Origin of the sequence: Sphingomonas donggukensis (assembly GCF_023674425.1) — a bacterium.
Taxonomy (GTDB): domain Bacteria; phylum Pseudomonadota; class Alphaproteobacteria; order Sphingomonadales; family Sphingomonadaceae; genus Sphingomonas; species Sphingomonas donggukensis.
In genome coordinates this window covers 2,244,807-2,257,343 of record NZ_CP098401.1, presented here as the reverse complement: position 1 = coordinate 2,257,343, position 12,537 = coordinate 2,244,807, and the positions used below count along the sequence as shown (strand labels likewise).

Below are 12,537 nucleotides of genomic sequence, written 5' to 3'. Positions count from 1 at the left end.
GCGAAACACGCGACACGCGATAAGTTTTTGCTATATGTTTGCAGATGGTGTCGCCGTTCGATCTGAATCTCCGCCATCTCGGCGCTATCCCGGCGATCGTCCGCCTCGGCAACATGAGCGCTGCCGCAGAGGCATCCAATCTGTCTCAGCCGGCGCTGACGCAGGGACTGGCGAAGATCGAGCGCCAGTTGGGAGTGAAGGCCTTCGAGCGCGCGCCCGGCGGCATGATCCCGACCCCGGAGGGGCGGCTGATCGCTGCGCGGGTGGACGCGGCGTTCGGTCATCTGACCCAGGCGACCCGCTACGCCGGCCGGCATCGCCGCGGGTTCAACCGTCCCGAGCGACTGATGACCGCGACCCAGCTTCGCTCCTATCTCGCACTCGCCGATGCCGGCAGCTTCGTTGATGCCGCGCGTGCGACCGGCTGGTCGCAACCGGCGCTCCACCGTGCGGTCCGCGATCTGGAGCAGCTGTTCGCGTCGCCGTTGGTCGAGCGTCGCGGTCGAGGCATCGCGCTGAGTGCCGACGGCCGGGCCGTTGCCCGCGGGATACGTCTTGCCGCGAGTGAACTCGCAGCCGCCATTGCCGAGCTGCGGCCCGATCAAAGCATGACGGGGCGCCTCGTCGTGGGCGCGATGCCGCTTTCACGTGCGTGGCTGCTGCCGCGTGCGATTGCTAAACTTCTCGCCGAGGCGCCGGGAGCGACGATGGCGGTGGTAGAGGGCAGCTGGAGCGAGTTGGTGGAGCCGCTGCGTGATGGCGAGATCGATATCATGATCGGTGCATTGCGAGCCGAGATCCCGGTCGGGCTGGACCAGCAGCCACTGCTGGAGGACAGGCTTGCCGTCCTTGCGCGACACGACCATCCCCTCGCCGCCGCCACCGCGCTGACCCGCGCCGAGCTGGCGCGCTATCCCTGGATCGTCGGGCCGGTCGGATCGCCGATCCGCGCGCACTGGGAGCGCCTGTTCGCAGGCGACAGTCCGCCGCCGCAGCCGGTCGAGTGTGGCTCGGTCATCACTATCCGCGGGGTTCTTGCGCAAAGTGACTGCCTGACCCTGCTTTCGACCGATCAGGTGGCAGTGGAAATCGCCGCAGGCATCCTGAAGCCCCTCACTTTTGCAGATCCTGAGCTGGTGCGCGTGATCGGGCTGACGGCGCGAAGCGATTGGCGTCCGACCGGGTTGCAGCAGCGCCTGATCGAGATTCTGCGCAGGACCGGCGAGGAAGCCACTTCCGGAAATCGGATAGTTGAACAGGCAAAGTGATTTGCCTTGAACTGTCTGCGCTTCCCATAGCGGCGGACATGGAGAGAAGACTTGCCCTGATCGGCTTCGGTGAGGCAGCCGCCGCATTCGCGCCGGGACTGACGGCGTATCTTTCGTCCTATGATCCCAAGATTTTCGATCCCGCTCACGGCGATACGCAGCGCGTGAACATGGAACAGGCTGGCGCGATCGTGGCCAGCACTCCCGCTGACGCCCTTGCGCAGGCCGACGCGGCCCTGTCTCTGGTAACCGCCGATCAGTCGCTTGCCGCTGCCCGTACCACCGCCGGATTGTCACCCGGGGCTTTCTGGTTCGACATGAACAGCGTCGCCCCGGCAACCAAGGCGGAATCCGCAGTCGCGATCGAGCAAGCCGGTGGTCGTTACGTCGACGTAGCCGTGATGGCGCCGGTGCATCCCGCGCGGCTGGGCGTTCCGCTGCTGGTCAGCGGTCCGCATGCGATGGCCGGCGCCGCGCTGCTTCGTGAGTTGGGATTTGCGCACGTCGAGACACTGTCGGCGCCGGTCGGTGCCGCGTCGGCAGTCAAGATGATCCGGTCGATCATGGTGAAGGGCATCGAGGCCCTGTCGGCGGAATGTGCGCGGGCGGCCCATGCTGCCGGGGTGCTCGACACTGTCGTCGCCTCGCTCGATCGCAGCTGGCCTGGCGCCGATTGGGCGCAACGGTTCGACTATAATCTTGAACGAATGCTGCGCCACGGCGAGCGTCGGGCTGCCGAACTCACCGAGGTGGTGGCGACACTCGACGCACTGGGCACACCGTCGGAGATGAGTCGCGCAACTATCGACTGGCAGCGGCGACTTGGCGCGATCGGGACGCCTGTGCCGGACGAATTGAGGGTAAAGCTCGACAGGCTCGCCGCGGACGCGGGGGAGGGTTTCGCGTGATCATCGATTGTCACGGCCATTACACGACCGCGCCCGACGCCCATAATGCTTGGCGGGAAGCCCAGAAATCGGCTTTCAGATCGGGCGGACTGACCCCGGCATATCCCACAATCAGCGACGACGAGATTCGCGAAACGCTGGAGGCAAATCAACTTCGTCTGCTGCGTGAGCGGGGCGCTGACATGACGATCTTTTCACCGCGCGCCTCCGCGATGGCGCCGCACATCGGCGACGAGGCCGTGGCGACTGCCTGGGCGCGTGCGAACAACGACCTGATCGCGCGCTGCGTGGCGCTTTATCCGACCACGTTCGCAGGCGTTTGCATGCTGCCGCAGAGTCCGAAGGCGGACATGGCGGGATCGGTCGCCGAGTTACGTCGCTGCGTCGAGGAACTGGGCTTCATCGGCTGCAACCTCAATCCCGATCCGGGCGGCGGCGCATTTGCACACCCGCCGCTGACCGACCGTTTCTGGTATCCGTTCTACGAGGCACTGGCCGAACTGGACGTGCCCGCCATGATCCACGTGTCAGGCAGCTGCAATCCCGCGATGCACGCGACCGGGGCCTATTACATTGCTGCGGACACGATTGCCTTCATGCAACTGCTTGAAGGGGACCTGTTTGCCGATTTTCCGACACTGCGCTTCATCATACCGCATGGCGGGGGAGCGGTGCCGTATCACTGGGGTCGATATCGCGGGCTTGCCGACATGCTGAAGAAGCCTGCGCTCGACGGGCATCTGATGAACAACATATTCTTCGACACGTGCGTCTATCATCAACCGGGGATCAATCTGCTCGCAGACGTGATCGCGAACAAGAACATCCTGTTCGGCAGCGAAATGGTCGGTGCAGTGCGCGGGATCGATCCGCAGACCGGGCATTATTTCGACGACACCAAACGCTACATCGACGCGCTGCCGATTACCGCGGCAGAGCGGCACGCGATCTTCGAGGGCAATGCGCGCCGCGTGTTTCCACGATTGGATGCCATGCTGAAGGCGGCCGGAAAGTGAACGGTGATTTTGCGATGGATGCGGACTGGCTGCCGTTCGATGCCTCCCCATCGCGACCGCGTTTCACTCCTCCGCCGGGCGCGGTGGACGCGCATTGCCATGTGTTCGGTCCCGGGAACCGTTTTTCATATGCGCCCGAGCGCAAATACACGCCGTGCGACGCCTCCGCCGCTACGCTGTTCGCCCTGCGCAACCGTCTCGGCCTGTCGCGAAATGTCGTGGTACAGGCGACGTGCCACGGCAGCGACAACAGCGCGATGGTCGATGCGCTGATCCAGTCCAGGGGGCGTGCGCGGGGCATCGCCACAGTCGGCGCGAACGTCGGTGACGACGAACTCGCTGCAATGCACGAAGCGGGGGTTCGCGGCGTGCGGTTCAATTATGTGAAACGGCTCGTCGACCCGAAGCCGGACGCCTATTACCGGGACATCATCGACAGGATCGCGCCGCTTGGCTGGCACGTCGTGATCTATTTCGAGGCTGCGGACCTCGACGAGAAGTGGGACTTCTTCACCTCGCTGCAAACGACCGTGGTGGTCGACCATATGGGTCGGCCGGACGTGACCAAATCGCCCGACGGGCCTGAGTTCGCCCGATTCCTTGCGCTCATGGAACGCGACAACGTGTGGTCGAAGGTCACCTGTCCCGAACGGCTGAGCAAGTCGGGTCCGCCGGGATATGACGACTTCGTGCCGTTCGCGCGGGCTGTGGTGGAACGATTTCCGGATCGGGTCCTGTGGGGGACCGACTGGCCGCACCCGAATCTGAACATGGTCGGACATATGCCCGACGACGCATGGCTGGTCGACATGATCCCGCGCGTCGCACCAACCCCGGCTCTGCAGCGCAAGTTGCTCGTCGACAACCCCATGCGGCTCTACTGGCCGGAGGAGGCAGCGTGACCGGTGAAGACGGCGCAAGAATCCGCGACATTCATGCCTATCTGGCAGAGTTCGACGATATTCCCGGCACCCGCGTCTACACCGCGAAACGCGCGCGCAAGGGGTATCACCTCAACCAGTTCGCGATGAGCCTGATGAAGCCAGAGAACCGCATCCGTTTCAAGGCGGACGAGGAAGCGTATCTCGACGACTGGAAGCTGACGCCAGCACAGCGCGCTTCGGTTCTGGCGCGCGACTATAACGCCATGCTGGACGAAGGCGGCAATATCTATTTCATGGCAAAGCTCTTTTCGACCGATGGGCAGAGTTTTCTGCAGGCCGTCGGCACGATGACCGGCATGGAGCCAGCCGACTATCAGGCAATGATGATCGCCGGTGGGCGCAGCCCGGACGGCATGCGGTCGCTGCGCGATCAGGCCGCACTCGCCGCGGTCGCCGATGCAGCGGCGGAAATCACCAACACTCCGGTGCATCGCGAGGAGGAGCGCTGATGGCACGCATCACCGCCGGCATCGCCACCAGTCATATTCCCGCTGTGGGTGCCGCGTTGGACAACGGCAAGACCGGAGACACCTATTGGCAGCCGGTCTTCGCGGGATACGACTGGACACGGCGTTTCGAGGAGGAGGAAAAGCCGGATGTCGTGATACTGGTGTACAACGACCATGCATCGGCGTTCGACATGAAGTTCATTCCGACCTTCGCGATCGGCTGCGGCGAGGAGTTTGCGCCGGCGGATGAGGGTTGGGGCCCGCGCGCCGTACCGGTAGCGCAAGGACACCCGGACCTCGCGTGGCATATCGCGCAAAGCTTGATCCTCGACGAATTCGACATGACGATCATCAACGAAATGGACGTCGATCACGGTCTGACCGTGCCCTTGTCGCTGTTGTTCGGGCAGCCTGATGCATGGCCGGTGAAGGTGATCCCGCTGGCGGTGAACGTCGTCACCTACCCGCCGCCATCGGGCAATCGCTGCTGGTCGCTCGGGGAAGCGATCGCGCGTGCGGTGGCCAGTTTCGACGAGGATCTCAACGTCCAGATCTGGGGCACGGGCGGCATGAGCCATCAGCTTCAGGGGCAGCGCGCGGGGCTCATCAACAAGCCGTGGGATACCGCTTTCCTCGACGCGCTCACCGCCGATCCCGACATGCTGCGCGCCAAGCCACACATAGAATATCTGCGCGAGGCCGGCAGCGAGGGGATCGAGCTGGTCATGTGGCTGATCATGCGCGGCGCGCTCGGCGCGAACGTGCAGGAACTGCACCGCTTCTACCACGTGCCGGCCAGCAACACCGCGGTCGGCCACATCGTCCTGCGTCCGGAGACAACGCCATGAAGATCGCTCTCGCCGGTGCCGGCGCGTTCGGCGAGAAACATCTCGACGCGCTCAGGAACATCGACGGGGTGGACGTCGTCAGCCTGGTCGGTCGTGATATCGAACCGACGCGCGCGGTGGCGCAGAAATACGGCATCGCCCATACGTGCACCGATCTCGCCGAATCTCTGGCGCTCGCCGAAGTCGATGCGGTGATCCTGTGCACCCCGACGCAGATGCACGCCGCACAGGCGATCCAGTGCATGGATGCGGGCAAACATGTCGAAGTCGAGATTCCGCTGGCGGACAGTTGGGCCGACAGCGAAGCCGTGATGCGCAAGCAGCAGGAAACCGGGCTTGTGTGCATGGTCGGACATACCCGCCGGTTCAACCCGAGCCACCAGTACCTGCATGACAAGTTCTCGGCCGGCGACGCGGATCTCCAGCAGATGGACGTCCAGACCTATTTCTTCCGCCGCGAAAACATCAACGCCAAGGGCGAACCGCGCAGCTGGACCGACCATCTGCTGTGGCATCATGCCGCCCATACCGTGGATCTCTTCGCATATCAGGCGGGACCAATCGTGCAGGCGAATGCGATCGAAGGGCCGATCCACCCAAAGCTCGGGATCGCGATGGACATGTCGATCCAGCTGAAAGCGCAGAGCGGCGCGATCTGTACATTGTCGCTGAGCTTCAACAACGATGGGCCGCTCGGCACTGTGTTTCGGTATATCTGTAATACCGGTACATGGATCGCGCGCTACGACGATCTTGTCACCGGACGGGATGAACCGGTTGATCTCAGCGGTGTCGCAGTGTCCGACAACGGAATCGAATTGCAGGATCGCGAATTCTGCGCGGCGATCCGCGAAGGGCGCGAACCCAATGCGTCGGTGGCACAGGTCCTGCCCTGCTACCGCGTGCTTGGACAGTTGCAGGCGCAGCTTGCCATGCAGAGGTGAAGTCGCGGAGGGCGACGCAACCGCGACTACGACGCTACTTAATCCGAGCCTTAAATCTGATGGTGAAGCTATCGTTGGTAGCGAGTTGTCCGACGGGCGTGAACCGGATCGCGCGGACTGCGGGATCGTAGCCGGTCGTAGGTGCCAGTGTGTACGGTCCCTGGTCGGCTGACGCGTATGTTATGCCGCTCCCTGGCAACGTTATGTTCGCTGCGCCGGAAATGGTCGCCGGCAATGTCGTCGAGCCATCGAACGCCAGATTGCGGAAGGTGACGCCCGGTGGCAGGGCGTCCGTCAGCACGATCGTCGATGCATCGACCGGACTGCCGCCCGCGTTGGTGACTGACAGCGAGTAGATGACGTCGCTGCCCGGCAAATTGAATGCGCCGTTGGCGTCTGCGACCGGAGTCGATGTCTTTGTCACCGTCACCGTCGGCATCGGACAGAAGCTGACGCCTTCGATGCCGACGGCCTGTTGCCCCGTCGTGAGTTCTCCGGTCGTCAGTGGCGCGTTGCCATAGCGCAGCGTCACGCTCGTGACCGGCTGCGCGAAGCTTGCGGTGAGGGTGCCGGTGTCCGAATTATTATCGGCAGCACCACTGCCGACCGCTTGCGAGGACGTGACGTTGACCGGCGCGGTGGCGTTGCCGGACGTCACGCTGGAGCTGGTGGCGGTGCGTGGCGCGCTGCCGTTGCCGTTGCCGAACGGCGTGATGAGGGCGGGGACATAGCTGCCCGCCGCGCTGGTGCCCGACACCATCATGATGTCGCGAAACTGGTTCGTGGTGAAGTCGATGTCATGGAACCGGGTCGTGAAATCCCGCACCGGCTGGGCGAAGGTGAAAGTGACCGTCACGACGCGGGTGTTGCCGGCGATATCGGCCGTCCGGCCGCTGAAAATCCCGCCGAGCACGAGATCGAGCTTCGTCGCGTCGGCGCCGGTCACGAGTGCGGATATCGCGGGTAGCGTCGTGCCGTTGACGGTCGTGGACGTCAGGCCGTTCTGCGCCATCACCATCGTAAAGCTGCGCGCGTCTCCGCTGCCGGCGGCGGCGCTGTAGGTGTAAGTCGTGCCATAGGCGAGTGTCGCCGCCGCCTGGCCGGCGAAGGCGAAATTATAGCGGGCCGCGACGTCGCAATCGGCGGCGGCGGGGGCGGCGACCGTGAGCAGGTAGAGAGTGGCAAGCGTGCGGCGGATCATCGGCCCAGTCCAAGGAAGGCGAGACTTTTCTCATCAAAGCCCATTCGCACGGTGGCGAACGCGCCGTTGCGGGTGGCGCGGAAGGCGGCGAAGTCCCGGTCATCGTAGCCGATCAGGTTCCAGCCCACCAACAACTGCATCGAGCGCGCCGGGACCAGCGTCAACGTCGGACCGAACGCGTAGTCGAGCGCGCGCCCGCCATCGCCGGCCCTGACCGAGCCGCCGATCGAGATGTCCCAATGCTCCGCGAGGCCCAGCCGGACGTCGCCGCCGACATAGGCCGACAGGCCCTCGAGCGCGAAACCGTCGATGCGGTCACGCGTCTCGCGCACCGCTAGGGTCAATTGTATCCCCCGCCGCTGGCTGCGGTCGACGGCGACGCGCGAGAAGGGCGACCAGTCGAGCGCCGTGCTGGCGATCAGCCGCCTGCTTGCCGTGTTCGCGGCGACGGTGCCGCTGGCGCGATCGTCGCGAAACTCGACCTTGCCGAGCAGGGCGAGAGCACTGCTAGCCGGGCGCCAGGCTCCCGATATCGCGAAGTCGACCGTTTCCGCCACCGCGCCGGTTGGTCCGGATATCCGTGTCCATGACCCGACCCCGCCGAGTGCCGAGCCGTCGCCCATCTGTCGCAGTCCGGCGACGGTGACGCCGGCACGGTCGCCAAGGTCACCGGCGCGATATTCCAGGCGACCGGTGCCGCTCCACAGGCCGGACCGGTAGGACAGGCCGCCGCTGTAGGCGGTGAAGGTCTCCGTCAGGGCGCCGCCGGCCAGATATCCGCCCGTTGCGACGGGGTGCGCCGGGTTCACGACGCGGTCCGGGTCGATCCCGCCGATCGCGCGATTAGCGTCGATCGTCAGGTCGGCGGTCAGACCGTTGGCGATGGTCAGCGACTGCGACACCCCGATCGCCGCGGACGTACCGGCGTTCGATCGATCGGCAAGCGTGGTCGACAGGCGCGCGCCGCTCCACGGCTCCCACTCCGCGCCGATCCGGGAGGTGCGGGCGTCGATGCCGTCGCCCTTCGCGATTTCGTATGCCCCGACCAGCTTCAGCGACGGCGTCACGCTCAGCCGGGCGCCGAGCACATGGCGCACGGGGAAATCGATGCTCGCGGACGCTCCCAGCGCAATCTGGCTCTGCGCATCCAGTTCCAGGCGGTTGTCGAACAGGTGCCGCGTCGCCCCCGCTTCGAGCAGCGTCGAGGACACTTCGCCGGCAGCGACGCGGTCGGTCGCGTGGACTACGCCGAGCCGAAGGCGGGTGTCGCCGAGGTCGTATTCGGCGCGCGCACGGATCGCGCGGCGGCGGTCGTCGTCGCCGAGCGCATCGTCCTGCCAGGCGCTCACGCTGGCATCCAGGCCGGGTGCGGCCTTCCACCGCGCGTCGATGCCCAGTTTGCGCCGGCCCCGCTCGGCAAAATTCTGCTGGCCGATCCCGAAGCCGGCGTCGGCGCTGCGTGCATAGGCAAGCACATCGATCCGGGCGTCGTGATGTTCGGCCTCGACCAACCACGCGGTATCGATCCCGTTGGCACGGTTCGCGCGGCTGGCGGCGATTTCCGCGCGGACCTCGTTGGCGGCGCCCAGTCGGATCCGGGCGTCGGCGGCGGCGATGTCGGTGACGCGGCTCTCGTCCGCATCGCGGATCGCGGTCGCACCGACGCGCAATGCCCCGCTGCGGCTGGTCCAGCTCGCCCGCACGCCGGCATTGAGACTGCCGTCGCCTCGGTCGTCGGTTTCGTAATCGACGATGACGAACTGCGGGTCGAGGCTCTCGCTGCGGCTGAGCACGGGATGCGCGAAGCTGAGGCTGCCGGTCGCGTAATCGATGTCGTAATCGACGAAGCGCGTGAGCGAGCGGCGCTCGACAATCCGTTCCGAGCGCAGCCGGTCGCGCACCTCGATCGTCACGCGCTCGCTGTTGGCGACGATCGCGCGCGCGGACAGGCGATAGCCGCCGGCAAGGCCGCTGCCCTGGATTTCGTCGCGGCGATGGCGGGTGGGGGTCTTGGCGGCGAACGCGGTAGCGGCGAACCCGCCGGCGCGCAGTTCGGATTTGAAGCCGGTTGCCGCCCGCTGATAGCGTCCGAGCACCGTGTCGCCGAACCCGGCCTCGATATCGCCGAACAGCGCGTAGAACTGGCGCCGTTCGAGCTTGACGTAGAGCCTGGCGGTCGAGGCGGCGTCGGCGCGGCGCTCGCTGCGGTCGCCGTACACGGTGTAATAGGCTTGGGGATCGAACCCGCCGCCCAGCGGCACGTCGCCGCGCCGGCGCGCACTGTCATAGGCAAGCGTCAGCAGCCAGCGGCCGAGGATGCGGCCCTTCGCATAGAGCGCGACGCGTCCGTCGAGGTTCAGCGTGTCGGTGACGGCGCCCCCCGACAGCGGCTCGACGCGCGTGCCGATCCCCGCTTCGGCCAAACCGACGACGGTCCAGGGCCGGTCGCCCGCTTCCATCCAGCCGTCGATCCGCTGGGTGCGGACCGTGTCGCGGTCGCGAAAGATGAAATCGAGCGACAGCGCGCCGCTCGCCGTCGTCGGCGCCAGCGCCAGATAGGCGATGCCGTCATCCCCGACGATCCGCCACGTCGGGCGTGCGCGCTCCAGGCCAGCCAGGGTCCGGGCCTGTTCGGCATCGATCTCCAGCGCAGGGGCGTAAGGAGCGGACAGCACGACCTCTCCGGTCACGCCGGCGTGGACCGGGCGCCCGGCACGGTCGGTGATGCGCACGGCGATGACGGGTTGCGTCACGCCATCGGCGATCAGCCGCGATGCCGATGCCACGAATTCGGCATGCGCCGCCTCTGCGACGAAATGGACGTCGCGGGTGAGCGTTGCGGCCACCGTCCCGTCGGCATTGTGCACGACCGCGACCAGCTTCGTCACGGCACGCTTGAGCGGTATCGCGCGCCACAGGCTTACCGCGAACCCGCCCTGCGGCGCGGTCCGGCTGCCGTCGAACGCCACGGCATCGACGGGCTTGCCGTCGACCGACAGCGCGATCGTCTGGCCCGGCAGATGACGGATCGCGACGCGGACGACGGGCGCACGCGGATTGTGGTCCACCTCCGGGAACAGCCAGGCGATGCTCGGGCCGCCGTCAGCGAACCAGTCGCGCTCGCCGCCCGCCGCCGCCTTGTCGCTGATCGAAGTGGGTACGGCCGGGCGAGCGGTCGCCCGCGCCGCCGACGGATCGATCGCGACCGCGAAGTCGGCGGTGACGATGCCACCGCCACGACCGGAAACAATCCGCGTGTCGGCGTTGTCCGCGGACGCCACCGAGCGGACGCAATCGACGAAGCGCGCGCCTGCCGGCAGCGACGCGGCGTCTGCGCGGACGACGTGGCTGCCCGGCATCGCACCATCGAAATGATAGCGCCCGTCGCGATCGGTGATTGCATAGCTGCCATCCTCCAGCAGCACGCGCACTCCGGCGATCCCGGCGTCGCTGCGCACCCCGGCGCAACCGCCGGCGGTCACCCGGCCCAGGATCGTCAGCCGTGTCGCCAAGCTGGCGCGGACGATGCCGACGCCGACGCTCGCGTATCCGGTGCCTCCGCGGGCATCGACGACGGTCGCGCGATTAACGGCCTGGCCGGCGGGTGCGTCGCCACGAACCTCGAGCGCATAGGTGATCCGACGCGTCAGGCCGGCGCCGAGCGTGCCGAGGGCGAAGCGCAGGGTGCGGCCATCGGCGCCGATCTCGACCAGTCCAGCCGCCGGCGACACGCCGTCGAGACGGATCGATCCGCTGCGCAGCCGCAGTTCGGACGGCGTCCGGTCGGTCAGCACGACCCCGGTCTTGGCATGCGCGCCGTCAGGGTTGGTCACGCTGATCGTGTACAGGATCGCATCGCCCGGCGTGGCGGTGGCGCGCGAGGCGGTCTTGGTGACGGCAATTGCGAGCGGCGGCCGGTCGAGCGGGATGTCGATCCGCACGGGTGCGGGCGACAGCACGGCGAAGGGATCGCCGTACGATCCCTCGCCAACGGCAAACGGCGCGCCGTCCGCGCGACGCAATCCCGCCAGGCTGGCGGGCGTATAGCGGCTGGGCGCCGCGTAAGGCGCAGGGGGCACGACGAGGAGGCGGTAGCGACCCGCCGCGACCAGCGGGAACCGATAGTCGCCGGGCGGCATGCCCACCCCGGTCACGACGGTGGACGGAGCCGGGGTGATGCCGTCATCGGCAAACACGCGCGCCGGTTGCCCGGTCGCGGCATCGACCAAAGACACGCGAACGCCCGAGACCAGGCTGCCGTCCTCGCTGTCGAAGCTCACGCCATACGGATCGACGAGCACTTCGACCGTCGCCGTTGCGATCGGCTTCTGGTTGCCCGACGTCTGGCATTCGATCGCGATTGTGTCGCCCCTGGCCAGCGACAGGATGCAGTCGCCCGCAGCCGGGTGGGGTGGGGATGGCTGCGTCGTGATGGCGCCGATGAATTCGCCGGTGTCGACGCCGCTTTCGCTGACGGTCAGCGTCTCGCGGTCACCGGCGCTTGTCACCAGCACGGCGACGATCGTGTCGACGCGCTTGGGGTCGATGTTGGCGCGCGCCGATAGCAGGCGGAAGATCAACGGCTCGCCGGCATGGACGACGCTGGTCTGCGCGACCGATGCGACGCTGGTGCCTGCCAGGATCGTGACCGGACGCGCTGCACAGACCGAATTGGGAGCCGCAGCGACCTGGCTGCCGCCCGCCGCAACGCGGAAGGTCGTCAGCGTGGCTGTCGCCTCTGCCGCAGGCTCGAGCACGACTTCGTTGGATTGCAGCGTATGGTGAGCGCCGTCATCCCACGCGACGGTCGCGGTATTGACGATGCGCTGCGCCAGCGCCGGCGGCGCAACGGCGGCTGCGACGACGAGCATCAACAGTCGGGTGAACTGCTTCAGGTTGAATGGAAGAAGATGCATGTCGCCGCAGCCGCAAGCCGGCCCGGCAGCGATCGGCAGGAGC

9 protein-coding genes are annotated in these 12,537 nt (G+C 66.6%); 7 read left to right on the top strand and 2 right to left on the bottom strand.

All coding sequences use genetic code 11. From position 1 onward, the window contains the following. The first annotated feature begins 44 nt into the window (after positions 1-44). From M9980_RS11060 to M9980_RS11030, 7 genes are read left to right on the top strand one after another with little or no spacing between them, the layout of a single operon-like run. The gene (locus tag M9980_RS11060; protein ID WP_250750691.1) at positions 45-1,268 is read left to right on the top strand and encodes a LysR family transcriptional regulator; all 1,224 of its coding nucleotides are present in this window, start codon (positions 45-47) and stop codon (positions 1,266-1,268) included. Between the two features lie 38 nt (positions 1,269-1,306). Beyond that, positions 1,307-2,176 (top strand): NAD(P)-dependent oxidoreductase, encoded by an 870-nt coding sequence (locus M9980_RS11055; protein ID WP_250750688.1) that lies wholly within the window; start codon positions 1,307-1,309, stop codon positions 2,174-2,176. Continuing rightward, positions 2,173-3,192: an amidohydrolase family protein gene (locus tag M9980_RS11050; RefSeq protein WP_250750686.1), complete on the top strand. Its 1,020-nt coding sequence runs from the start codon at positions 2,173-2,175 to the stop codon at positions 3,190-3,192. Before M9980_RS11055 ends, M9980_RS11050 begins: the two co-directional genes overlap by 4 nt. A 14-nt stretch (positions 3,193-3,206) precedes the next feature. Next, positions 3,207-4,094 (top strand): amidohydrolase family protein, encoded by an 888-nt coding sequence (locus M9980_RS11045; protein WP_250750683.1) that lies wholly within the window; start codon positions 3,207-3,209, stop codon positions 4,092-4,094. A 20-nt stretch (positions 4,095-4,114) separates the two neighbouring features. Beyond that, the gene (ligA, locus tag M9980_RS11040) at positions 4,115-4,585 is read left to right on the top strand and encodes a protocatechuate 4,5-dioxygenase subunit alpha (RefSeq protein ID WP_250754897.1); all 471 of its coding nucleotides are present in this window, start codon (positions 4,115-4,117) and stop codon (positions 4,583-4,585) included. Beyond that, positions 4,585-5,433, top strand: a complete 849-nt coding sequence (locus tag M9980_RS11035) for a class III extradiol dioxygenase subunit beta (protein ID WP_250750680.1) — start codon at positions 4,585-4,587, stop codon at positions 5,431-5,433. The genes ligA and M9980_RS11035 overlap by 1 nt, the downstream gene beginning before the upstream one ends. Beyond that, positions 5,430-6,377 carry a Gfo/Idh/MocA family oxidoreductase gene (locus M9980_RS11030; protein WP_250754895.1) on the top strand — a complete coding sequence of 316 codons (948 nt, stop codon included), beginning with the start codon at positions 5,430-5,432 and terminating at the stop codon, positions 6,375-6,377. The genes M9980_RS11035 and M9980_RS11030 overlap by 4 nt, the downstream gene beginning before the upstream one ends. A 34-nt stretch (positions 6,378-6,411) precedes the next feature. Here the strand turns inward: M9980_RS11030 and M9980_RS11025 are convergent, their stop codons facing one another. Next, positions 6,412-7,578 (bottom strand): hypothetical protein, encoded by a 1,167-nt coding sequence (locus tag M9980_RS11025; protein WP_250750677.1) that lies wholly within the window; start codon positions 7,576-7,578, stop codon positions 6,412-6,414. Further along, complete coding sequence (locus M9980_RS11020) at positions 7,575-12,494, bottom strand: hypothetical protein (protein ID WP_250750675.1); 4,920 nt, start codon at positions 12,492-12,494, stop codon at positions 7,575-7,577. The genes M9980_RS11025 and M9980_RS11020 overlap by 4 nt, the downstream gene beginning before the upstream one ends. Positions 12,495-12,537 lie beyond the last annotated feature (43 nt).